Consider the following 21,024-nt stretch of genomic DNA (forward strand, 5'->3'; position numbering starts at 1 on the left):
GATCGGAATTCTGCCGAGTCTGACAGTAAAATCCCCGGAAAGGCAAGCCCGCGCAGCCTTTTGGGGCGGTGGCGCGGGCGCTCTGGGGATAAGTCCCCGCCAAGGGCGGCCGTGCCGCCCCGGCAAAGGATCAGGCCTGGTCGTTGATCAGCCGCCTCAGCAGCTCGAGCTCCTGCGCCAGCGTGTTGTCGCCGCCCGACAGGTCCTCGATCTTGCGCACGGCGTGCAGCACCGTGGTGTGGTCGCGGCCGCCGAAACGCCGGCCGATCTCGGGCAGCGAGCGCGGCGTCATGACCTTGGAGAGGTACATGGCGACCTGGCGCGGCTTGACGATGGTGCGCGTGCGGCGGTTCGACAGAAGCTCCGTCTTCGACACGTTGTAGTGGCGGGCGACGATGCGCTGGATGTCTTCGATGCGGACGCGCTTGGGCTCGCCCGTGCGGTAGATGTGGCCGAGGATCTCGTCGATGCGCTCGATCGACAGCTGCGGCTCGAAGGACTGGCGGAAGACCAGCTGGTTGAAGGCGCCCTCGAGCTCGCGGCCGCTGCCGGTCACGGTGCGCGCGACATGCGCCAGCACGTCCTCGCCGATGTTGAGGTTCGGGTCCTCGGCCTTCGCGCCGGCATAGCGCAGCTGGATCATGCCCAGGCGCATGGCGAGATCGGGCGCCGACATCTCCAGCGCCACGCCGCCGTTGAGGCGCGAGCGGACGCGCGGCTCGAGCGATTCCAGCTCCGCCGGCGGACGGTCGGCCGCGACCACCACCTGCTTGGCGCTGTCGAGCAGCATGTTGATGAGATGGCAGAACTCATGCTGGATCGACTTGCCCTGGAGGAACTGCATGTCGTCGATGATCAGCAGGTCAATGTCGCGCAGCTGCTCCTTGAGCGTCAGCGCGTTGTTGTCGCGGATGGCGGTGGCGAAGCGCCACATGAAGTATTCGGCGGTCAGGTAGACGACGCGCGACTTCGGGTTCTGGCGCAGCGACTCGGCCGCGATCGCCTGCAGGAGGTGGGTCTTGCCGAGGCCGACGGTGGCGTGGAGGAACAGCGGGTTGAAGCGCGAGTTCGATTCCGCCACCGCGCGCGCCGCAGCCAGCGCCACCCGGTTCGACGGGCCCTCGACGAAGGACTGGAAGGTGTAGCGCGGGTCGAGCGGCGAGCCGAGCACGCTCTGCTTGAACTCCGGCTCCGCCGCGCCGCTGCGGGCAGGGGCGGGGCGCTCGACGCGGCCGGCGGCCACGGTGCTGGTGGCAAGCGCGCTCTGGGCCTGGCGCACCGGCTTGTTGCGCAGGGCGGCCGCATCGCCTTCGCTGGCGGGGCGCGCCGCGCGCGTCGTCGCGGTGCGGATGATGACTTCGAGCTTCAGCAGCTCGGGCTCTTCCTGGCGCCAGAGCTCGGAAATCAGATCGAGATAGTGGCTGTTGATCCAGGAGCGCAGAAAGGCGGTCGGCACCGAAAGGCGCACCACGCCCTTGGAAGCCTCCGCCAGCTTCATGCGGCCGAACCAGCTCGAGAAGACTTCGCTGCCCAGGCGAGCCTGGAGCTGCGTCTTGACCCTGTCAAAGATCTTCTCCGCGGCGCTGACGGCTGTCACTCCATTGCCCTCGATCAGCTCGCCGGTAAAAAGAAAGCCCGCTTTTGCTTCGCTTTCGATGCCGCTTTGCATAATTACGATCCCTAACCTTCGGTCCTCGTTGCCCATGCGGGGGTGCGCCGCTCGCACCTCCGCCGGAAAGTTCTGCTGGGAAGCAGGCCGCTAATGGCCGAGCCCCAATCGTGTCTCCCCAGGCCCCTATGGCCGCGCAGGGAGACTGTCGCTGCGGGGGCGGCAGCTACAGGCAAATACATTAACGACCGGCGAAGACGCCGGCGCGCAACAAGTCGCCATAATGTCTTATCCCCACACCCCAAGTATTACGAAGCAGGCACACCTCCCCCGATCGCGGATTCTATCCACGCCGAGAACGCCGCCGATTTTTAAGGCTTGGCAGAGGGCTTCGTGCCCGTCTCTTCGATGGACAGACCTTACAAAAATCGCTGTGGACACGGCAAGGGCGGGTCTAACCCATTTTTAATGAATCTGGTTAGCTCCGACCCGGATTCAGAGGCCGTTCCGATCCTCTTCTCAAGCAAAGCCCTTGTGATTCAAACCCTTTTGCGGGAAGCGAAAAAAAACGCGCCCGGCAGGAAAAATTTTTAAAAGAATCCGCTTGACACCAACTTGTCCCCCGCAGCCCGGGGCGAGGTTGAACAACCTGTGGATGACTGTTGGCAAGTATCTGAATATAAAGAGAGATTTCTGCCACGGTGAGTCCGGCCCGAAGCCACCTGTGGCGGTTGTACTTATAAGAATAACCGCATATGCCGGCAAAGTTTCATGTATCATTGCGGCACATCTAGTTGCCTCTTCCGGACCCTTTTTCCAGGCCCATTTCGGCAAAAGAAAAACCCGGCTGGTTAGGCCGGGTTCTTCAGAAATCCAATTGCTTACAGGGCTTAGGCGGAGAGCGCCTTGACCCGCTGTGCCAGCCGCGAAACCTTGCGCGAGGCGGTGTTCTTGTGCAGCACGCCCTTGGTGGCGGCGCGCATCAGTTCCGGCTGCGCGGCGATGAAGGCGGCCTGCGCTGCGGCCTTGTCGCCGGAGGCCAGGGCTTCCTCGACCTTGCGGAGGTAGGTGCGGACGCGCGAACGGCGGTTCTTGTTGACCGCGGTGCGGGCGGCAATCTTGCGGGTAGCCTTCTTGGCCGAGGAGGTGTTGGCCATTGTGCCTCTCTGTTGATCTCTATGGTGGCGCGAGCGGGTTCCCGCGGAGCGCAAAAACTGCTCGGGCGTCCCTGAGGCCGCCTCGGTTGGTGCGGCTTATAGTTCAGCTTGTCCGGCGCGTCAACGCGATTCAGGTCAGCGGTTGCGGAAATTCGCAGACCTTTTCTCGGCGAAGGCCGCCATGCCTTCCTTCTGGTCCTCGAGCGCGAACATCGAATGGAAGACGCGGCGCTCGAAACGCAGCCCTTCGGCGAGCGTGAGCTCGTAGGAGCGGTTGACGGCCTCCTTGCACATCATCACCGCCGGCAGCGAGAAGTCGGCGATCTTGGACGCCGCCTTCATCGCCTCATCGAGCAGATCGGCCGCCGGCACGACGCGCGACACCAGGCCGGAGCGCTCGGCTTCGGCGGCATCCATCATCCGGCCGGTCAGGCACATGTCCATGGCCTTCGACTTGCCGACGAAGCGGGTGAGGCGCTGCGAGCCGCCCATGCCCGGCATGACGCCGAGCGTGATCTCGGGCTGGCCGAACCTGGCGGTGTCCGCGGCGATGATGAAGTCGCACATCATGGCCAGCTCGCAGCCGCCGCCGAGCGCATAGCCGGCGACCGCGGCGATCATCGGCTTGCGGTTGCGGGTGAAGGCCTCCCAGCCGGAGAAGAAGTCTTCCATGTAGGCGTCGACGTAGGTCTTGGCCTGCATCTCCTTGATGTCGGCCCCGGCGGCGAAGGCCTTTTCCGAGCCGGTGATGACCATGGCCCCGACGCCGTCGTCGGCGTCGAACGCGCCGGTCGCGGCGAGAAGCTCGCCGAGCACCTGCGAGTTCAGCGCGTTGAGCGCCTTCGGCCGGTTGAGCGTGATCAGCCCGACCTTGCCGCGCTTTTCCACGAGGATCGTTTCATAGGCCATGCCGCTCTCCCTTTGCGAAGCCACCGGGTTCGATACCCGCTCTAGCTTACCGCTGGCAGTGACGGCAATAGAAGGTCGAGCGCCCGCTCTGGACGATCCGCTCGACATGGCCGGCACAGCCGCTGTGCGCGCAAGCCTCGCCCTCGCGGTCGTAGACGGAGAAGGAATGCTGGAAGTAGCCCAGCGAGCCGTCGGTGTGGACATAGTCGCGCAGCGACGAGCCGCCAGCGGCGATCGCTTCGGCGATCACCTCGCGGATCGAGGTGGCGAGCAGGTTGGCGCGTTCGCGGGCGACCTTGCCGTTGCCGGCGATGGTGCCCGCCGCGCGCGTGGGCGCAAGCCCGGCGCGCCACAACGCCTCGCACACATAGATGTTGCCGAGGCCGGCGATCAGGCGCTGGTCGAGCAGGGCTGCCTTGAGCGGTGCCTTCTTGTCGCGGAACAGCTCCGCCAGGAGGGCGCCATCCAGGCTGTTACCGGTGGGCTCGACCCCGAGGCCGGCGAGCATTGGGTGGACGCCTGCGTCCCGCTCGGCAAACAGCATGAAGCCGAAGCGCCGCGGGTCGTTGAAGATGACGCGTGCCGGTGCACCTTTGGCGTCGGCGACGTGGAAGACGACGTGGTCGTGCGCCTCGGACTTCGATCTTTCGTGGTGGAACGTGCCCGGCGTCGAGCCGTCCGCCTCCGTCTCGATGCGGAACGAGCCGGACATGCCGAGATGGCAGATCAGCAGCGGTCCGTCCTCGACATCGGCGGTGAGGTACTTGGCCCGGCGGCCGAGCGCGGCGATCCGGCGCCCGGCCAGGCGCTCGGCGAAACGCTCGGGGAAGGGAAAGCGCAGGTCAGGGCGCCGCGTCTCGACGCGCTCGATGCGCGCCCCCTCCATCACCGGCTGCAGGCCGCGCCGGACGGTTTCCACCTCGGGCAGTTCAGGCATGGCCGGCGATCGTCCTCAGGAAGGGGGTGCCGTGGCGCCCCGGCGCAAGGCCGAGATGCTCGGCGACGGTGGCGCCGATATCGGCGAAGGTGGGCCTCAGCCCGACATCGCCGCCGGTGAGGCCCGGCGCCATGCCGATGATCGGGATGCGCTCGCGCGTGTGGTCGGTGCCGCGCCAGGTCGGGTCGTTGCCATGGTCGGCGGTGAAGATGATGAGGTCGCCGGGCCGGAGTTTCGCCAGCGCTTCCGGGATGCGCCCGTCGAAGGCCTCGAGTGCGGCGGCATAACCCGGCACGTCGCGGCGGTGGCCGAACTCGGTGTCGAAGTCGACGAAGTTGGCGAACACGAAGTCGCCGTCCGCGGCGTCGTCCATCGCGCCGAGCGCCTTGTCGAACATGGCCATGTTGCCGACCCCCTTGCGCACCTCGGAGATGCCGCGATGGGCGAAGATGTCGCCGATCTTGCCGATGGCGATGACCTTGCTGCCGCGCTCGGTCAGCCGGTCGAGCTGCGTGGGCTCGGGCGGCGGCGTCGCGTAGTCCTTGCGGTTGGGCGTGCGCTCGAAGGTGGCAACGGTCTCGCCGACGAAGGGGCGGGCGATGACGCGGCCGATGTTGAGCGGATCGACGAGGCGGCGCACCACCTTGCAGAGTTCATAGAGCCGCTCGAGGCCGAAATGGGTCTCGTGGGCGGCGATCTGCAGCACCGAGTCGACCGAGGTGTAGCAGATCGGCCTGCCGGTGCGGATGTGCTCCTCGCCGAAGCGCTCGATGATCTCGATGCCGGAGGCGTGGCAATCGCCGAGGATGCCCGGCACCCGGCCTTCGCGGATGATCGCTTCGGTCAGTGCCGTGGGGAAGGCGGGCACGGTCTGCGGAAAATAGCCCCAGTCGAAGGTGACCGGTACGCCGGCGATCTCCCAGTGGCCCGAAGGCGTATCCTTGCCGCTCGAGACCTCCTGCGCGGCACCGAAGAAGGCGCCGGGCCTGAGCGCGGCAGAGGCGTCGAATGCGAAGCCCGTGGCCAGCCTGGCGGCGCGCCCGAGCCCGAGTGCCGTCATGTTCGGCAGGGCGAGCGGGCCGCTGCGCAGGCCGTCGCGGTCGCCGCGACCGGCAGTACAGGCCGCAGCGATATGGCCGAACGTGTCTGCGCCCGCGTCGCCGAAACGCTCCGCGTCGGCAGCGCCGCCGATGCCGAAGGAATCCAGAACGAAGACAAATGCGCGCGCCATCGGGATCGGGCTCTCGGTTGGGATAGTCCCGACAGACATAAGTTGCGGGCCGCAACTTGGCAATTATCCGCACCGCGGCAACTGACGATGGCCGTCAGCAGTCGCCGCAGCCGATGCTCTGGCTCATGCGCGGGCGCAAATAGTAGGTCTCGTTCATCGATATGCCGTCGAAGGCGGCGGCAAGGCCGAGCACCGGCTTGTCCTCCGCCGCCCAGGTGATCACCGGCTTGTAGGCGAGATCGCTTTCGACGCGGATGAGGAACGTGCCCGCGACCTTGAGCGCGTCGGGGACGGTGGTGGGCGTGCCCTTGGCCGCTCCCACGGCCGCCGTGCCGTCGACGAGCTTGCGCGACCAGGCCACCTGGACCCTGGGCGTTGCGTCGCTGGTGATGTCGATTGCCGTCACCACGATCTTGCCGACGCTGCGGTTGTAGGGCTGGAGGGTCGACTCGCCGATCTTCATGATGGCGTCGATCTCCGACGTGGTGGTCGACTGCTGTTGGGTGATGAGGTCGGCGACCATGGAGCCGATGCGGCTCACCTTCTTGTTCGTCTCGATCGCCTGGGAGACTTCCATCGTGACGAAATAGAGCGCCAGGAGCAGCGGCACGACGAAGGCGAATTCGACCGCCGCGATGCCGCGCCTGTCGGCGGCAAGCGCCCGCGCGGCGGCGCCCCATCGCTTCAGCATCGAGAGCACCACGGCCCTGCTCGACATGTCTTGCGTCTTCTCCTGCCTGTTCCGAACGGGTTGAATTCAGTCGTTGAACGGTTCGTTCTGCCAGGTGACCGTCGCGAACTGCAGCGTGTTGCCGCCCTTCAGGTTGGACATCGAGGCGCGCATGAAGTCGGTGATGACAGGCCACTTGTAGAACACGCGCAGCATGTTCTTCGACATCGACGGTCCCGGCTTGACGGTAAAGCCGGTGGTGTCGATGTCCCTGTCGGAGGTGAACTTGACCTTGACCTTCGCAGCGTCGGCGAAGGTGCTGTAGCTGCGCAGGTCGACCAAAAGCCCTGGGCAGTCCTTGGCGACGAGGATCTCGAGCCTGTCGCAGATCATCTTCTTCACGGTGATTTCAGTGGCGTCCGCCGCCTTGATCTGGCCGGTGCGGAGCTGGCGCGCGACCTCGTCGGCCGCGTTGGCCAGCACCTGTTGCCCGGCAAAGGCGATACTGCTTTCGAGGATTGCGAAGACCAGCATGGAGAAGGGGATGGCCAGCATGACGAATTCGATCGCCGTGCTGCCGCTGCGCTCACGCAGGAAGCGGGCGACGAGACGCCGCTTGCCGTGCCCTGCGCGATCCTGTCCCGTCGCTGGCTCTTTACCCATGTGCCGACCGTCTCGAATGATCCAAAGCTCACGATAGACGAAAGCCGTTGAGACGCGGTTTGGATGGTGCTGAAATTCTTATGCTGCGTCTTTACCCGGCGCTAACCTTGCCGATCCCGGAACCCGGGATGCCGCGCTACTGGCTGGCGTTCATCTCGCTCTCGGACTGCCGCTCGGCGTCGCTCTTGTACGAGCTTTCGCAATAGGGCGTGCACGACAGCGTCTGGATTTCCGAGCGCCTGTAGATGCGTACCGACGAGACCGCCTGGCGGACGACTGTCACCTGTTCGTCGACGATGGGACTGCCGTCGGAGTCCAGCACGACCAGGTTGGTCACCCCGAAGCCCTTGCCGGTCAGCACGATGGTCGAGGCATCCTGGACCGAGGCGTCGGCGATGGCCGAATTGCCGACGACGATGGTGTCGGCCGGGCGGGCGAGCCGCACGATCTTGGCCTGGTTCATCGTCACCTCGATGCCCGAGCCGGCATGCGCCTGCTGTGGAGCGACGATGGCTGCCGCGATCAGGGCTGACCCCAGGAAAAGATATGTCGGCTGTGCCATTGCGGCGCCTCTCGGACGGCTCGGTGTCGACTGCTCAATGGAAGATGAACGATTTTGGTGAAGCAAGGGTTAAGTGAAGTGGCCAGGTCGCCGGGGGGCGTGCCGGCCCAAGGTTGCCGGCAAAGGGCCGGGGAAGGCCCGAAGCCGGTGCAACTGGCGGTTTGGCAGGGTTCCAAGCGGCCGAGGCAGGCCAGTTTTCAGCTTAGCTCGCGGTTAACCAAACGACGGCATCCGCGGCCGAAAGGAATCGGTAAGGGTGTTTCTTAAGCCGATCGCAACGGCTCCCCGCTAGGTTGCAGTCATCCGATCGACGGCAAGAGAAATGTTGACGGAAGTGCTGTAACACGGAGCTAGGAGCTTACGATGTCTAACCTCATCGCACGTTTTGTGAAGGACGAATCCGGCGCGACCGCCATCGAATACGGTCTGATCGCCGCCCTCATCGCGGTTGCCATCATCGCCGGCGCGGGGCTGGTTGGCTCGGCGCTCGACACCAAGTTCAGGGACGTCGCGACGGCGATCCAGAACGCGCCGACTGCTAATTGATAGCGGCTGCGGCCGTTTCCAAAGAAGAAAACGTGGAAAGGCTGCCCAAAGGCAGCCTTTCCCGTTTTGAACGGTATTTCGGCTCCGGGTTTCACCCAAGCTTAACGTCCATTGCTCAAGATTGGACACCAGATCCAACCGTCGGAAGGTTTGGCGATGCTTGAAGCTCTTGTTCTCGTCGTTTTTCCCTTCTGCATGGTCTATTCGGCGGTCTCCGATGTCTTGTCGATGACCATCGCCAACCGGGTGCCGCTGCTGCTGCTCGGCGTCTTCCTCGTCGTCGCGCCGCTGACCGGCATGGCCTGGGCCGACATCGGCATGCATCTGGCCGCGGGCGCCCTGATGCTCAGCATCACCTTCGCCATGTTCGCGCTCGGCGGCATGGGCGGCGGCGACGCCAAACTGATCGCGGCGACCGCCGTCTGGATGGGGTTCGGGATGCCGCTGATGCAGTATCTCCTCACATCGGCGGTGTTTGGCGGGATGCTGACGCTGGCGATCCTGTCCTTCCGCAGTTCCGCACTTTCCCACATCGCCAGCCAGAACATGTTCCTCAGGAACTTTTCCAAGGACGCCGGCGGTGTGCCCTACGGCATTGCACTGGGCATAGGTGGCCTGGTCACATACCCCAGTTCACCCCTGATGGTCTGGGCGGTGGCGCGCCTGACGGGACAGTGATCTCCGCACGCTCGGCGTAAGGGACCATTAATCATGTATATAAGGATCGCATTAACCATAATTTGACGATTGCCTATGCAAAGTCGCCTCGGCTTGTTGGGTATGCCGGGGCGAGGTTCGGACAATGGCAGCATCGCGACTCATGATTCTTGGCGTGGCTGTTGCCGCGGCAGGGGGAGCGGGCTATGTCGCCAAGAACATGTCGGCCGCGCCGCCCCCGCAGGTGATCGTCGAGTCCGGTCCGCAGCAGCCGCAGATCACCATGACCGATGTGCTGGTCCTGACCGGCGACGTCCCGATCGGCGGCTCGACCGAAGGCAACATCGCCTGGCAACCTTGGCCCAGCGATGCGGTGAATCCCAACTTCATCACGCGCAGCACCGAGCCGGACGCGCTCGAAAAATACAAGAATTCGCTCGCCCGCCTTGCCATGTACAGCGGTGAGCCGCTGCGCAAGTCCAAGCTCATCGGCGAAGGGATGAGCTTCATGTCGGCGGTCCTGCCTTCGGGCATGCGAGCCGTCGCCACGACGATTTCGGCCGATACCTCGGCCGGCGGCTTCATCCTGCCCAACGACTATGTCGACGTGATCATGACCCGCCGCTCCGACGCGGCCCAGTCCGGCACGGGCTTCACCACCGAGACGATCCTCAAGAACATCCGCGTGCTGGCGATCGACCAGGCGATCCAGGAGGACGAGGAAGGCAAGAAGGTCAAGGTCGGCGAAACCGCCACCCTTGAGCTCACGCCGCAGCAGGCGGAGATCATCACTGTGGCGCAGCAGATGGCCGACCGGCTGACGCTCGCGCTGCGCTCGGTGGCCGACACCCAGGAAAAGAACCTCGCCGAGGCCGACTACCTGATCTCCGGCAGCGGCAAGCGCGGCACCGTGCGCCTCATCAAGTCCGGCGAGATTTCCGAAACGGGAGCGAGGAAATGAGGTCCAGCGTCAGGCTTCTGGCAACCGTCGCCGCATTCGCTGCGTTCGCCGTCCCCTCGCTTTCCCTCGGCCTGGCGCCGGCATCGGCAGCACCCGACGCCAAGGTGGGGGCGAACACCGCGAGCCAGAGGGTCAAGCTCGGGCTCAACAAGTCGGTGGTCGTCGACCTGCCGAGCGATGCCTACGACATCCTCGTCGCCAATCCGGCGGTCGCCGACGCCGTCACCCGCACGGCGCGCCGCATCTATCTGTTCGGCAAGTCGGTCGGCGAGACCAACATCTTCGTCTTCGGCCCCAATGGCGAGCAGATCGTCAGCCTCGACCTGGCGGTCGAGCGCGACGTCGCCGGCCTCGAGGACTATCTCAAGCGCTTCATCCCGAACTCCGACATCACCGTCGAGCTGCTGAACGACAACGTCGTGCTCACCGGAACGGTGGAGACGCCGCTCGATGCCAAGCGCGCGGCCGATCTCGCAACCATCTTCGTCACCGGCGGTGAGGCGACGACGGGCCAATATTCGCAGACCGCGACCGGCGGTTCCGAGAATGGCGGCGTCGACATCGACAACCCCGATCAGACGCGCCAGAAGAGCAAGATCGTCAACCTGCTGCAGATCATCGGTGAGGACCAGGTGATGCTGAAGGTCACCGTGGCCGAAGTCAGCCGTACGGTGATGAAGCAGCTCGGCGTCAACATGATCGGCGGCAGCGACGGCAACGGCATCACCTGGGGCGCGATCAGCGACAGCATTCCCGGCCTGGGCAAGCCGCTGGGCGCCTCACAGATATCGCTCGGGACCTCGATGCTCGACGCCTACGTCAATGCCATGGAGCAGGCCGGCGTCATGAAGACCTTGGCCGAACCGACACTCACCGCCATTTCCGGGGAGAAGGCCACCTTCAAGGTTGGCGGCGAGTTCAATATCGTCAGCAACCAGGAAGCCGGGGGCAGCGGCGGCCGGACCTATTCGATCGAGAAGATCGACTACGGCATCGGTCTCGAATTCCAGCCGGTGGTGCTTTCGCCCGGGCGCATCAGCCTCAAGATCAGGACCCAGGTTTCGGAGCCGACGACGGAAGGATCCGTGTCGCTCTCGGGTGGCTTCTCCAAAGGATCACGCTTCAATACGCCGGGCATGACGGCGCTGTCGATCCGCAAGCGCCTGGCCGACACCACGGTCGAGCTGCCTTCCGGCGGCTCGATGATGATCGCAGGCCTGGTGCGCGACGACGTCCGTCAGGCAGTCAACGGATTGCCCGGCCTGTCGAAGATCCCGGTGCTCGGCACGCTCTTCCGCAGCCGCGACTTCGTCCGCAACGAAAGCGAACTGGTCATCATCGTGACGCCCTATCTGGCCCGTCCGGTGGCGCGCAACGACCTGGCCAAGCCCGACGACAACTTCAACGCCGCGAGCGACGGTGCCGGCATGTTCCTCGGCCGCGTCAACCGTGTCTACGGCACCATGAAAACGGACAAGCCGATGGGCCGATACCACGGCGTGGTCGGCTTCATCTACAAGTGAGTGGGGATAGGCGCATGTCTCAGGCAGTATTCGTCGCCACGCGTGCCACCGGGCAGAGTCAGGCGGCCTCGCGTTTCCTTCGTCCCCTGCTGGCGGCTGCGGCCGTGGCGCTCGTCGCCGGTTGCGCCAGCCGCGACAGCATCACCGTCGGTTCGATCCCGGACGACTATCGCACCAACCATCCGATCGTGATCGCCGAGAAGAACCAGACGCTCGACATTCCGGTCGGGATCTACGATCGCGGTATTTCGAAAGGGCAGAAGCTCACCTTCGAAGGCTTCCTCGACGGTTATGACCGCCGCAACGCGCCGCCCCTGCGGATCCTGGTGCCGGCGGGCGCTGCGAATGACGGCGCTGCGAACGCCGCCGCCAAGGCGCTGACGCGCGTGGCGATCGTGAGCGGCGTGCCGAAGAACCGGATCACGATCTCGAGCTACCAGGCGACCTATGCCGACGCTCCATCGCCGGTCCGCGTCAGCTATGTGGCCATGCGTGCCCAGACCGGTCGCTGCGGCAGCTGGCCCGAAGACGTGCTGAACACGGCCGAAAACAAGCACTACGCCAATTTCGGTTGTTCCTACCAGAACAACCTGGCGGCCCAGATCGCCAATCCGGCCGACCTGCTCGGACCGCGCAAGCCGAGCGAGATCGATGCCGAGAACCGCAGCGCGGTGATCGATGCCTACCGCGCGCGCAAGATACCTGGCGAGTTCGTCGACAACTCGGAAGTCAATTACTGAGCCATGGGAAGAACGGCAAGATGAGCAACCTGGCCTACGACCCCCAGCCCGACGGCGCCGAGCCCTCGCAGCAGGACATGGCGCTGATGCAGGCGCTGCGGCCGGTGCCGCGCATTTCGATCCAGGCCTTCTGCGAGTCCGACAGCGTCGCCGGGCCGATCGCGCGGGCCGGCGAAGACCGGCGTATGGCCAAGGCCCATCTCAAGGTGCACACAGGTGGCATCGAGACGGCGGTCGACGTCTATCGCAGCTCGCCGACGCCCAATCTCATCATCCTGGAATCGCGCCGCGAGCCGAAGAGCCTGCTCGAAGGGCTGCACGAACTGGCAGAGTTCTGCGACCCGAGCTCCAAGGTGGTTGTGATCGGCCATTACAACGACGTGGCGCTCTATCGCGAGCTGATCCGCTCCGGCATTTCCGAATATGTCGTGGCGCCGGTGACCACGGCCGACATCGTCAGCGTCGTCTCCTCGATCTTCGTCGACCCCGAGGCCGAGCCGATCGGCCGCTCGATCGCCTTTGTCGGCGCCAAGGGCGGCGTCGGTTCCTCGACCATGGCGCACAACGTCGCGTGGAGCATGTCGACGCTGTTCAAGTCCGACGTCGTCGTCGCCGATCTCGACCTCGCCTTCGGCACCGCCAACATCAATTTCGACCAGGACCCCGCTCAGGGCATCGCCGAGGCGGTATTCGCCCCCGAGCGCGTCGACGAGGTCTATCTCGACCGGCTGCTTGCGCAATGCGCCGAGCACCTGTCGCTGCTGGCGGCACCTTCCACGCTCGAGCGCGTCTACGACTTCGATTCCGAGGCGTTCTCGCAGATCATCGACACCGCCCAGCGCAGCGCGCCGCTGATCGTTCTCGACGTGCCGCACGTCTGGAGCGGCTGGAGCAAGACCACGCTCACCCGCGCCGACGAGGTCGTGATCACCGCGACGCCGGAGCTGGCCAACCTGCGCAACACCAAGAACCTGATCGACATGCTCAAGCGGTTGCGTCCCAACGACCCGCCGCCGCGGCTCATCCTCAACCAGGCCGGCGTGCCGAAGCGGCCCGAGATTTCGCCGGCCGATTTCGCCGAGCCGCTGGGCATTCAGCCGATCTCGGTGATCCCGTTCGAGCCGCTCCTGTTCGGCAACGCGGCCAACAATGGCCGCATGCTCGGCGAGATGGACGCCAAGAATCCGGTCGTCCAGTCGATCAACGAGATCGCCCACATCCTGACCGGCCGGTCCGAGGCGAAGACGCGCAAGCAGTCCGGGCTCGGGGCGATCCTTGGCCGGCTCAAGTCACGCAAGAAATAGTGCGCGCAGCGGAGGCGTTGGTCGACCATGTTTGGTAGAAGGGGTTCCGACGACGGCAGCCGCCAGACGCCGGCATTTCGCCCGCTGGCGCCGGAGCCTGCGTCCGCCGCGGCGCCTGCCGACACGCTGACTGCCCCGCGACCAGCAGCGCCGGCACCGATGCCGGTGCCTGCAGCGCCGGTGAGGCGCGCGATCGAAATTCCGCCGGTGCACGAACCGCGCCGGGCGCAACGCGAACGCAGCGAAAGCTACTACGACACCAAGAGCCAGGTGTTTTCCGCGCTGATCGACACGATCGACCTGTCGCAACTCGCTAAGCTCGATCCCGATAGCGCGCGCGAGGAAATCCGCGACATCGTCAACGACATCATTGCGATCAAGAACTTCGCGATGTCGATCGCCGAGCAGGAGGAACTGCTCGAGGACATCTGCAACGACGTGCTGGGCTACGGGCCGCTGGAGCCGCTCTTGGCGCGCGACGACATCGCCGACATCATGGTCAACGGTGCCAAGCAGGTCTACATCGAGGTCAACGGCAAGGTCGAGCAGACCTCTATCCGTTTCCGCGACAACCAGCAGCTGCTCAACATCTGCCAGCGCATCGTCAGCCAGGTCGGCCGGCGCGTCGACGAATCCTCGCCGATCTGCGACGCGCGCCTGCCCGACGGTTCGCGCGTCAACGTCATCGCCCCGCCGCTGTCGATCGACGGCACCGCGCTCACCATCCGCAAGTTCAAGAAGGACAAGCTGACGCTCGACCAGCTGGTGAAGTTCGGCGCCATCTCGCCGCAGGGCGCCGAGGTGCTGAAGATCATCGGCCGCGTCCGCTGCAACGTCGTCATCTCCGGCGGCACCGGTTCGGGCAAGACGACGCTGCTCAACTGCCTGACCAATTTCATCGACCGCGACGAGCGCATCATCACCTGCGAGGACTCGGCGGAATTGCAGCTGCAGCAGCCGCACGTCGTCCGCCTCGAAACACGCCCGCCCAACCTGGAAGGCGAGGGCGAGGTGACCATGCGCGACCTCGTCAAGAACTGCCTGCGCATGCGGCCGGAGCGCATCATCGTCGGCGAGGTGCGCGGACCCGAGGTGTTCGACCTGCTCCAGGCGATGAACACCGGCCATGACGGCTCGATGGGCACGATCCACTCCAACAGCCCGCGCGAATGCCTCAGCCGCATGGAATCGATGATCGCCATGGGCGGCTACTCGCTGCCGCAGAAGACCGTGCGCGAGATCGTCGTCGGCTCCGTCGACGTCATCATCCAGGCTGCCCGCCTGCGCGACGGCTCGCGCCGCATCACCCACATCACCGAGGTGATCGGCATGGAGGGCGACGTCGTCATCACCCAGGACCTGGTGCTCTACAACATCAAGGGCGAAGACCAGAACGGCCGGCTGCTCGGCCAGCACGTGTCGACCGGCATCGGACGGCCGCATTTCTGGGAGCGCGCCCGCTATTATGGCGAGGAGGCGCGGCTCGCCGCCGCGCTGGAAGCCATGGAGAAGGGTGCCGACTGACATGCGAGAGGCGAGGAGCTAGCCGCCATGTTCGGCCTCGATCCCACAACCCTGCTCTTCGTCCTTCTGGCCGGCCTCAGCGCCGGCCTGGTGGCCTATGCCCTGCTGTTCAAGCGCATCGAGGCCGAGAGCAACACCCAGCGCCGCCTGTCCACGGTCCGGCAGACCGAGCAGGACCGCACCCTGGTCAAGGCTGCGCGCGACCGAACGGCCGAGGTCGCCAAGCGGCGCAAGTCCGTCCAGGACTCGCTCAAGGAGCTCGAGGAAAAGCAGAAGGCCAAGGACCGCAACATCAAGAAGCCGCCGCTCAGGGTGCAGATCCGCCAGGCCGGCATGCAGGTGACGGTCGAGCGCTTCTATGTCTATTCGGTCGTCTGCGGCCTCGCCGTCACCATGCTCGTCTATCTCGCCGGCGCGCCGCTCATCCTGTTGCCCGGCGCCCTGCTTGCCGGGACCCTTGGCCTGCCGCGCTGGTTCGTCGCGTTCCGGCGCGCGCGCCGGGTCAAGCAGTTCCTGGAAGAGTTTCCCAATGCGCTCGACATCATCGTGCGCGCGGTCAAGTCCGGCCTGCCGCTCAACGACGGCATCCGCCTCATCGCCAGCGAATCGCCCGAACCCGTGCGCGGCGAATTCCGCCGCATCGTCGAGGGGCAGCAGCTCGGCATGTCCGTTCCCGAGGCAGCCCTGCGCATGACCGAGACCATGCCCTGTCCGGAAGCCGGCTTCTTCGGCATCGTCATCCAGATCCAGAGCCAGGCCGGCGGCAACCTGTCCGAGGCGCTCGGCAACCTTTCCCGCGTCCTGCGCGACCGCAAGAAGATGAAGGCCAAGGTGCAGGCCCTGTCGATGGAGGCGAAGGCTTCCGCCGCGATCATCGGCGCGCTGCCGATCATCGTCGCCTTCCTCGTCTACCTGTCGAGCCCGAACTACATCATGCCGCTCTTCGTCACCAGCACCGGCAACCTGATCCTTGGTATCTCGGGCGTGTGGATGTCGATCGGCATCTTCGTGATGCGCAAGATGATGAATTTCGAGGTGTAGACGGTCATGACCGGCCAAGTCGTCAAGGCATTCACCGATGCCTCATTCCTGATCGCCCTGCTGGTCGGGGTGGCTGTCTTCGCCACCATCTTCACGATCATGCCGTCGCTGACCGGCAATCCCCTGAAGGGGCGCATGAAGGCGGTGGCGCTGGAACGCGATGAGTTGCGCGCCAGGCAGCGTGCGCGCCTCGCGGCTGAGACGGGCCGTCGCCGCGCCGGGCTGCGCGAAGAGCAATCGGTGGGCATGCGCAACATCGTCGAAAGGCTCGACCTGCGCCGTGCACTCGTCGACGAGGGCACGCTCAACAAGCTCAAGGTCGCCGGTTTCCGAGGCCAGAATCCGCTGACGCGGTTCCTGTTCTTCCGCCTGGTGCTTCCCTTCGTTGGCTTCGCGCTGGCGGCCGCCTACATCTTCCTGCTCGGCGGCCTCGCGAACAAGCCGCTCTTCGTCAAGCTCTTCGTCTGCATCCTGGCTGCCTATGGCGGCTTCTACGCACCGGTGCTCTACGTCAACAACCGCGCCACCAAGCGCAAGCAGTCGATCCAGCTGGCCTGGCCCGATGCGCTCGACCTCATGCTGATCTGCGTCGAGTCGGGCATGTCGGTCGAGGCCGCGCTGCGCCGTGTCGCCGACGAGATCGGTTCGCAGTCGGTCGACCTCGCCGAGGAGTTCGTGCTCACCAATGCGGAGCTCTCCTATCTGTCCGAGCGCCGTGTCGCCTACGAGAACCTCGCTTCCCGTACCGGGCTGGATTCCGTCAAGTCGGTGACCCAGGCGCTGACCCAGGCCGAGCGCTACGGTACCCCCGTTGCCCATGCGCTGCGCGTTCTCGCCAGCGAAAGCCGCGACATGCGCATGAACGCCGCCGAGAAGAAGGCCGCCGCACTGCCGCCGAAGCTCACCGTGCCGATGATCCTGTTCTTCCTGCCGGTGCTTTTCGCCGTCATCCTCGGCCCGGCCGGCATCCAGGTCAGCCAGCGCGGCATCTTCGGCGACCAGCAGTCGAGCAGCGAGTAGACGCGCAGATCTCGAAACGCAAAAGGCCGCGTCGTCAGGCGCGGCCTTGCTCGTATCGGCGATGCCGGTTCAGTTGGTGGTCGGCTTGTCTTCGGCCTTGATCTGGTTCCAGGCATTCTGCTGCGCCAGCATGGTGCGCAGATAGCTGACATTGGCCTGCGCCTGTTCGGGCGAAAGCTCCTGGCTGGCGATCTTCTCGGCTTCGTCGAAACGGCCCTGCAGCCCCACCGCCAGGGCGAGGTTCTGGCGCACGCGGCCGTCGGCGCCGGGCTGCTCGGCGGCCGACCGCAGGTAGGTCTCGGCTGACTTGAGGTCGCCTTCGAGGACGTAGGACATGCCGAGATTGGAAAGCACGCTGGGGTCGTTGGGCTTGAGGTCCAGCGCCTTGCGGTAGAGGCTGCGCGCCTCCTGGGTCTGGCCCAGCTGGTCGAGGATGGCGGCTTCCGCCGACACCAGCTTCCAGTCCGGATATTCCGGCGTCTGGGCGCGCCGCACCGCGTCGAGCGCGGGCTGCAGCTCGCCCGAAGCGGCCAGCGCCTTGCCGTAGGCGGCAAGTACGTCGCGGTCCTTGGGATAGCCGATGGCAAGCTTGCGCATCACCGCCAGCGATTGGTCGGTCTGCCCCTTCATCTGCAGCACGGAGGCATACTGCATCGCCACGGGCTTGTTGTCGGGCGCGCTGGCATAGGTGCGGCCGAGCTGGTCGGCCGTGCCCTGGAGGTCGCCCGGCGACGCCGCCTCCGCCGTGTTGGCCTGGCGCGAGATCGAGCCCGTGGTCATCTTGCTGGTTCCGCAACCGGCCACGCCAGCGGCCAGCAGGGCGAGGAAAGCCGTTCTGGCGAGGCGTTTTCCCGTTGCGTTCATCGAGCGATTGGTCAACATCGGCGACGGGTCTCCATTGGTCCGCGTGGCCGTTTGCCGGCCATTTCCCCGCCTTGGAGAAATAATCTGTTAACCCTAACGGATGGTTAAGAGCGCCTAGCGCCCATGCCGTCCGATATCGAAGGAAGCCGAAATGCCGGTCGAACTGCTCGACAAGAAAACAGCCGATTCCCTGCCGATCCACCTCGTCGCCAAGGATGGCCTGGAAAGCGCCGGGCTGGCGCAGTCGGTCCTTGCCTGGGCGGAGGCCAACGGCTTTGCCGGCGATGCCGGCAAAGTGCTCGCGATTCCCGGAGCAGACGGCAAGCTGGCCGGCGTTCTGTTCGGTACCGGCCAGCGGGAGAACGGCCTCGGTTTTGGCGCGCTCGCCCGCAGCCTGCCGCAGGGCAGCTGGCACTTCGCCACCCGGCCGGCACATCCCGAGCTTGCGGCGCTCGGCGTGGCGCTTGGCGGCTATGTATTCACCCGCTACGGCAAGAAGCCGGGCAAGGATGTGGGCCTCGTCCTGCCCGAGGGCGCCGATGCCGCCCGCCTGAGCCGCCTGGCGGACTCGATCTTCCTCGTCCGCGACCTGGTCAACACGCCGACCAACGACATGGGGCCGTCGGCCCTCGAAGCGGCGGTGCGCAAGCTTGCGGCCAGCCATGGCGCCAAGGTCGGCGTGACCCTCGGCGACGACCTGCTCGACAAGAACTTCCCGATGATCCATGCCGTGGGCCGCGCCTCGGCCGATGCGCCGCGGCTCATCGACCTGACCTGGGGATCGGAAGCGGCGCCGAAGGTCACCCTCGTCGGCAAGGGCGTGTGCTTCGACACCGGCGGCCTCGACATCAAGCCTGCGTCCAGCATGCTCTTGATGAAGAAGGACATGGGCGGAGCTGCCAATGTCCTCGGCCTCGCCTCGATGATCATGGCGGCGAAGCTCAACGTCCGGCTGCGCGTGCTGATCCCTGCGGTGGAGAACGCGATCTCGGCCAGTGCCTTCCGCCCCGGCGACGTGTTGCAGAGCCGCAAGGGCCTGACCGTCGAGATCGGCAACACCGACGCCGAGGGCCGCCTGGTGCTGGCCGACGCACTGGCACTCGCCGACGAGGAACAGCCCGACCTGCTGGTCGACATGGCGACGCTGACCGGCGCCGCCCGCGTCGCGCTCGGCCCCGACCTGCCGCCCTTCTATACCGACGACGAGGCGCTCGCAGGCGAACTCGCGGCTGCGTCTGCTGCGGTCGAGGACCCGATCTGGCGCATGCCCTTGTGGAAGCCCTACGACACGAAGCTTTCGTCCAAGGTCGCCGACATGAACAACGTCACCACCGACGGTTTCGCCGGCTCCGTCATCGCCGCGCTGTTCCTGAAGCGCTTCGTCGAGAAGACGGCGTGCTGGGCGCATTTCGACATCTTCGCCTGGAACCCGGCGGACCGCGCTTACGGCCCCGCCGGCGGCGAAGCCCAGGCGATCCGGGCGCTCGAAAGGGTCATTGCGGCGCGGTTTGCATAACAGTTGGAAGCTGCCCCTCACCCTTACCCTCTCCCCGTGAAGAACGGGGAGAGGGGGGCGCCGACGTGCCCGCTTGTCCCGTCTCCCCGTCCTTACGGGGAGAAGGTGCCGGCAGGCGGATGAGGGGCGACACGCTTGCACAGACAGAACGCTGAGCGCCTTGCCATCGCCACAAAATGGCCCTTGAATGAAACGGAACCGAAACAATTGCCGTGGATGCTGGCGCCATGCCGATCGCGTTGCGTCCGAGCCAGTCGCTGAGGCTGCTGCAGCAGTTTGCCCTGTCCGAGGTGCGTGACGACGCGCCCGACCTCACCCTGCGCCAGATGGCGATCCTTTTGACCATCTATCTCGACCCGCCGCCGCACACGGTGCGGGGGCTGGCCGCCAGGCTCGGCGTCAGCAAGCCGGTCATCACCCGCGCCCTCGACACCATGGGCGCGCTCAAGCTGGTGTCGCGCCACCGCGACGAACTCGACAAGCGCAACGTGCTCGTCCGCCGCACGGTGGAGGGCGCTCTCTATGTCGAGCGTCTGGGCGATGCTATCATCGCCAAAGCCAAGGAGCTGCCGATTTGACTGCCCGCGACAACCGCCTCCATGCCTTCCGCCCCGACCTTGCAGATGCCCGCCTCGAAGGGGAGGTTGCGGCCGAGCGCTTCGTTGCCGGCCGTCCGGCCCGCGTCGCCGTACCCGTCGCCGACGTGCGCAAGGCGCCCCGGCCGGACGCGGGGCTCAACACCCAACTGCTCTGTGGCGACGACGTGCTGGTGTTCGACGAGGCCGGGGGCTTTGCCTGGCTCCAGGCCGAGCGCGACGGTTATGTCGGCTATGTTTCCGCGGCCGACCTTGCCCCGCGTGGCGCCGATCCGACGCATGTGGTGACGGCGCCGCGCAGCTTCGTCTACCCCGGCCCGGACATGAAGCTGCCGCGCGTCCGCGCCCTGTCGATCGGTTCGCGCGTGACCGTCACGGGCGAGGCCGAGACGCGCGGCACGCGCTACGGCCTGCTGCCGTCCGGCGAGGCGATCGTGCTGCAGCACCTGGCCCCAATCGGCACGCTTGCCGACGACTTCGTTTCTGTGGCCGAGCGGCTGATCGACACGCCCTATCTCTGGGGCGGCTCCAGCGCCTTCGGCATCGACTGCTCCGGACTGGTGCAGCTGTCGATGCACATGGCCGGACGCGACGTGCTGCGCGATTCGGACATGCAGGCCGGGGCGCTGGGTACCCCGCTCGATCCGGGCCCGGATCACTCGGCGCTGCGCCGCGGCGACCTGGTGTTCTGGAAGGGCCATGTCGCGATCATGACCGACGCGGCGAACATGATCCATGCCAACGGGCACACGATGACGGTCGCCCGCGAGGGCCTCAGCGAGGCCATCGCCCGCATCGGCTACCTCTATGGCGGCCCCACGGGGTTCCGGCGGCCTTAGGACGAGCTTTCTGATCGTGGAGACGTTCTCCGCGAACCTCGTCTTTTTCTACCGACACGATTGAAGCGGTTCCGGCTTTTCAGAGCCGTGGAGCGCGGCGCGGACTGACAGGCGACCGACCTGAAACATCGCGCTCCGTCCAGCACCCCTCATCC

Annotated in this window: 21 protein-coding genes; 12 read left to right on the forward strand and 9 right to left on the reverse strand. The window is 65.7% G+C overall.

The features are described 5' to 3' along the window. Window positions 1-130: 130 nt before the first annotated feature. The 8 genes from dnaA to AmiPiv_RS04515 all read right to left on the reverse strand — a co-directional run bounded on the left by dnaA (window position 131) and on the right by AmiPiv_RS04515 (window position 7,738). Window positions 131-1,669 (reverse strand): chromosomal replication initiator protein DnaA, encoded by a 1,539-nt coding sequence (gene dnaA, locus AmiPiv_RS04480; RefSeq protein ID WP_340036099.1) that lies wholly within the window; start codon window positions 1,667-1,669, stop codon window positions 131-133. Between the two features lie 830 nt (window positions 1,670-2,499). Further along, the gene (gene rpsT, locus AmiPiv_RS04485) at window positions 2,500-2,766 is read right to left on the reverse strand and encodes a 30S ribosomal protein S20 (protein WP_340036100.1); all 267 of its coding nucleotides are present in this window, start codon (window positions 2,764-2,766) and stop codon (window positions 2,500-2,502) included. 135 nt (window positions 2,767-2,901) lie between these two features. Beyond that, a complete protein-coding gene (locus tag AmiPiv_RS04490) occupies window positions 2,902-3,675 on the reverse strand; it encodes an enoyl-CoA hydratase (protein ID WP_340036101.1) in 774 nt (257 codons plus the stop codon). Between the two features lie 46 nt (window positions 3,676-3,721). Next, window positions 3,722-4,612, reverse strand: coding sequence for a bifunctional DNA-formamidopyrimidine glycosylase/DNA-(apurinic or apyrimidinic site) lyase (gene mutM / locus AmiPiv_RS04495; protein ID WP_340036102.1), 891 nt, complete (start codon window positions 4,610-4,612; stop codon window positions 3,722-3,724). Continuing rightward, window positions 4,605-5,843 (reverse strand): phosphopentomutase, encoded by a 1,239-nt coding sequence (locus AmiPiv_RS04500; protein WP_340036103.1) that lies wholly within the window; start codon window positions 5,841-5,843, stop codon window positions 4,605-4,607. Before AmiPiv_RS04500 ends, mutM begins: the two co-directional genes overlap by 8 nt. 94 nt (window positions 5,844-5,937) lie before the next feature. After that, the gene (locus AmiPiv_RS04505; RefSeq protein WP_445206896.1) at window positions 5,938-6,561 is read right to left on the reverse strand and encodes a TadE/TadG family type IV pilus assembly protein; all 624 of its coding nucleotides are present in this window, start codon (window positions 6,559-6,561) and stop codon (window positions 5,938-5,940) included. A 39-nt stretch (window positions 6,562-6,600) separates the two neighbouring features. Further along, window positions 6,601-7,176, reverse strand: a complete 576-nt coding sequence (locus AmiPiv_RS04510) for a TadE/TadG family type IV pilus assembly protein (RefSeq protein WP_340036104.1) — start codon at window positions 7,174-7,176, stop codon at window positions 6,601-6,603. A 136-nt stretch (window positions 7,177-7,312) separates the two neighbouring features. Continuing rightward, entirely contained in the window at window positions 7,313-7,738 is a 426-nt protein-coding gene (locus AmiPiv_RS04515) for a pilus assembly protein N-terminal domain-containing protein (protein ID WP_340036105.1), read from the reverse strand. Between the two features lie 363 nt (window positions 7,739-8,101). Between AmiPiv_RS04515 and AmiPiv_RS04520 the strand changes: the two genes are divergently transcribed. The 9 genes from AmiPiv_RS04520 (at window position 8,102) to AmiPiv_RS04560 (ending at window position 17,054) form a co-directional block, all read left to right on the forward strand. Next, window positions 8,102-8,284 (forward strand): Flp family type IVb pilin, encoded by a 183-nt coding sequence (locus tag AmiPiv_RS04520; protein WP_340036106.1) that lies wholly within the window; start codon window positions 8,102-8,104, stop codon window positions 8,282-8,284. 156 nt (window positions 8,285-8,440) lie between these two features. Further along, on the forward strand, window positions 8,441-8,962 hold the full coding sequence (locus tag AmiPiv_RS04525; RefSeq protein ID WP_340036107.1) for an A24 family peptidase: 522 nt from the start codon (window positions 8,441-8,443) through the stop codon (window positions 8,960-8,962). Between the two features lie 124 nt (window positions 8,963-9,086). Next, a complete protein-coding gene (gene cpaB, locus AmiPiv_RS04530) occupies window positions 9,087-9,902 on the forward strand; it encodes a Flp pilus assembly protein CpaB (protein WP_340036108.1) in 816 nt (271 codons plus the stop codon). Beyond that, window positions 9,899-11,425 carry a type II and III secretion system protein family protein gene (locus tag AmiPiv_RS04535; protein WP_340036109.1) on the forward strand — a complete coding sequence of 509 codons (1,527 nt, stop codon included), beginning with the start codon at window positions 9,899-9,901 and terminating at the stop codon, window positions 11,423-11,425. Before cpaB ends, AmiPiv_RS04535 begins: the two co-directional genes overlap by 4 nt. A gap of 14 nt (window positions 11,426-11,439) precedes the next feature. Then, on the forward strand, window positions 11,440-12,165 hold the full coding sequence (locus tag AmiPiv_RS04540) for a CpaD family pilus assembly protein (protein WP_340036110.1): 726 nt from the start codon (window positions 11,440-11,442) through the stop codon (window positions 12,163-12,165). 20 nt (window positions 12,166-12,185) lie between these two features. After that, entirely contained in the window at window positions 12,186-13,469 is a 1,284-nt protein-coding gene (locus AmiPiv_RS04545; RefSeq protein WP_340036111.1) for an AAA family ATPase, read from the forward strand. Between the two features lie 27 nt (window positions 13,470-13,496). Beyond that, window positions 13,497-14,993 carry a CpaF family protein gene (locus AmiPiv_RS04550; RefSeq protein WP_340036112.1) on the forward strand — a complete coding sequence of 499 codons (1,497 nt, stop codon included), beginning with the start codon at window positions 13,497-13,499 and terminating at the stop codon, window positions 14,991-14,993. A 27-nt stretch (window positions 14,994-15,020) separates the two neighbouring features. Further along, window positions 15,021-16,034, forward strand: a complete 1,014-nt coding sequence (locus AmiPiv_RS04555) for a type II secretion system F family protein (protein WP_340036113.1) — start codon at window positions 15,021-15,023, stop codon at window positions 16,032-16,034. Window positions 16,035-16,040: 6 nt separating this feature from the next. Further along, window positions 16,041-17,054, forward strand: a complete 1,014-nt coding sequence (locus AmiPiv_RS04560; RefSeq protein ID WP_340036114.1) for a type II secretion system F family protein — start codon at window positions 16,041-16,043, stop codon at window positions 17,052-17,054. Between the two features lie 69 nt (window positions 17,055-17,123). Here the strand turns inward: AmiPiv_RS04560 and AmiPiv_RS04565 are convergent, their stop codons facing one another. Then, the gene (locus AmiPiv_RS04565; protein WP_340036115.1) at window positions 17,124-17,936 is read right to left on the reverse strand and encodes a tetratricopeptide repeat protein; all 813 of its coding nucleotides are present in this window, start codon (window positions 17,934-17,936) and stop codon (window positions 17,124-17,126) included. Between the two features lie 133 nt (window positions 17,937-18,069). Between AmiPiv_RS04565 and AmiPiv_RS04570 the strand changes: the two genes are divergently transcribed. From AmiPiv_RS04570 to AmiPiv_RS04580, 3 genes are all read left to right on the forward strand, one after another. Beyond that, entirely contained in the window at window positions 18,070-19,434 is a 1,365-nt protein-coding gene (locus AmiPiv_RS04570; RefSeq protein WP_340036116.1) for a leucyl aminopeptidase family protein, read from the forward strand. A 227-nt stretch (window positions 19,435-19,661) separates the two neighbouring features. Further along, entirely contained in the window at window positions 19,662-20,012 is a 351-nt protein-coding gene (locus AmiPiv_RS04575) for a MarR family winged helix-turn-helix transcriptional regulator (protein ID WP_340036117.1), read from the forward strand. Continuing rightward, window positions 20,009-20,869, forward strand: a complete 861-nt coding sequence (locus tag AmiPiv_RS04580) for a C40 family peptidase (RefSeq protein WP_340036118.1) — start codon at window positions 20,009-20,011, stop codon at window positions 20,867-20,869. Before AmiPiv_RS04575 ends, AmiPiv_RS04580 begins: the two co-directional genes overlap by 4 nt. Window positions 20,870-21,024: the final 155 nt, after the last annotated feature.

Source organism: Aminobacter sp. Piv2-1, assembly GCF_037625995.1.
GTDB lineage: Bacteria > Pseudomonadota > Alphaproteobacteria > Rhizobiales > Rhizobiaceae > Aminobacter.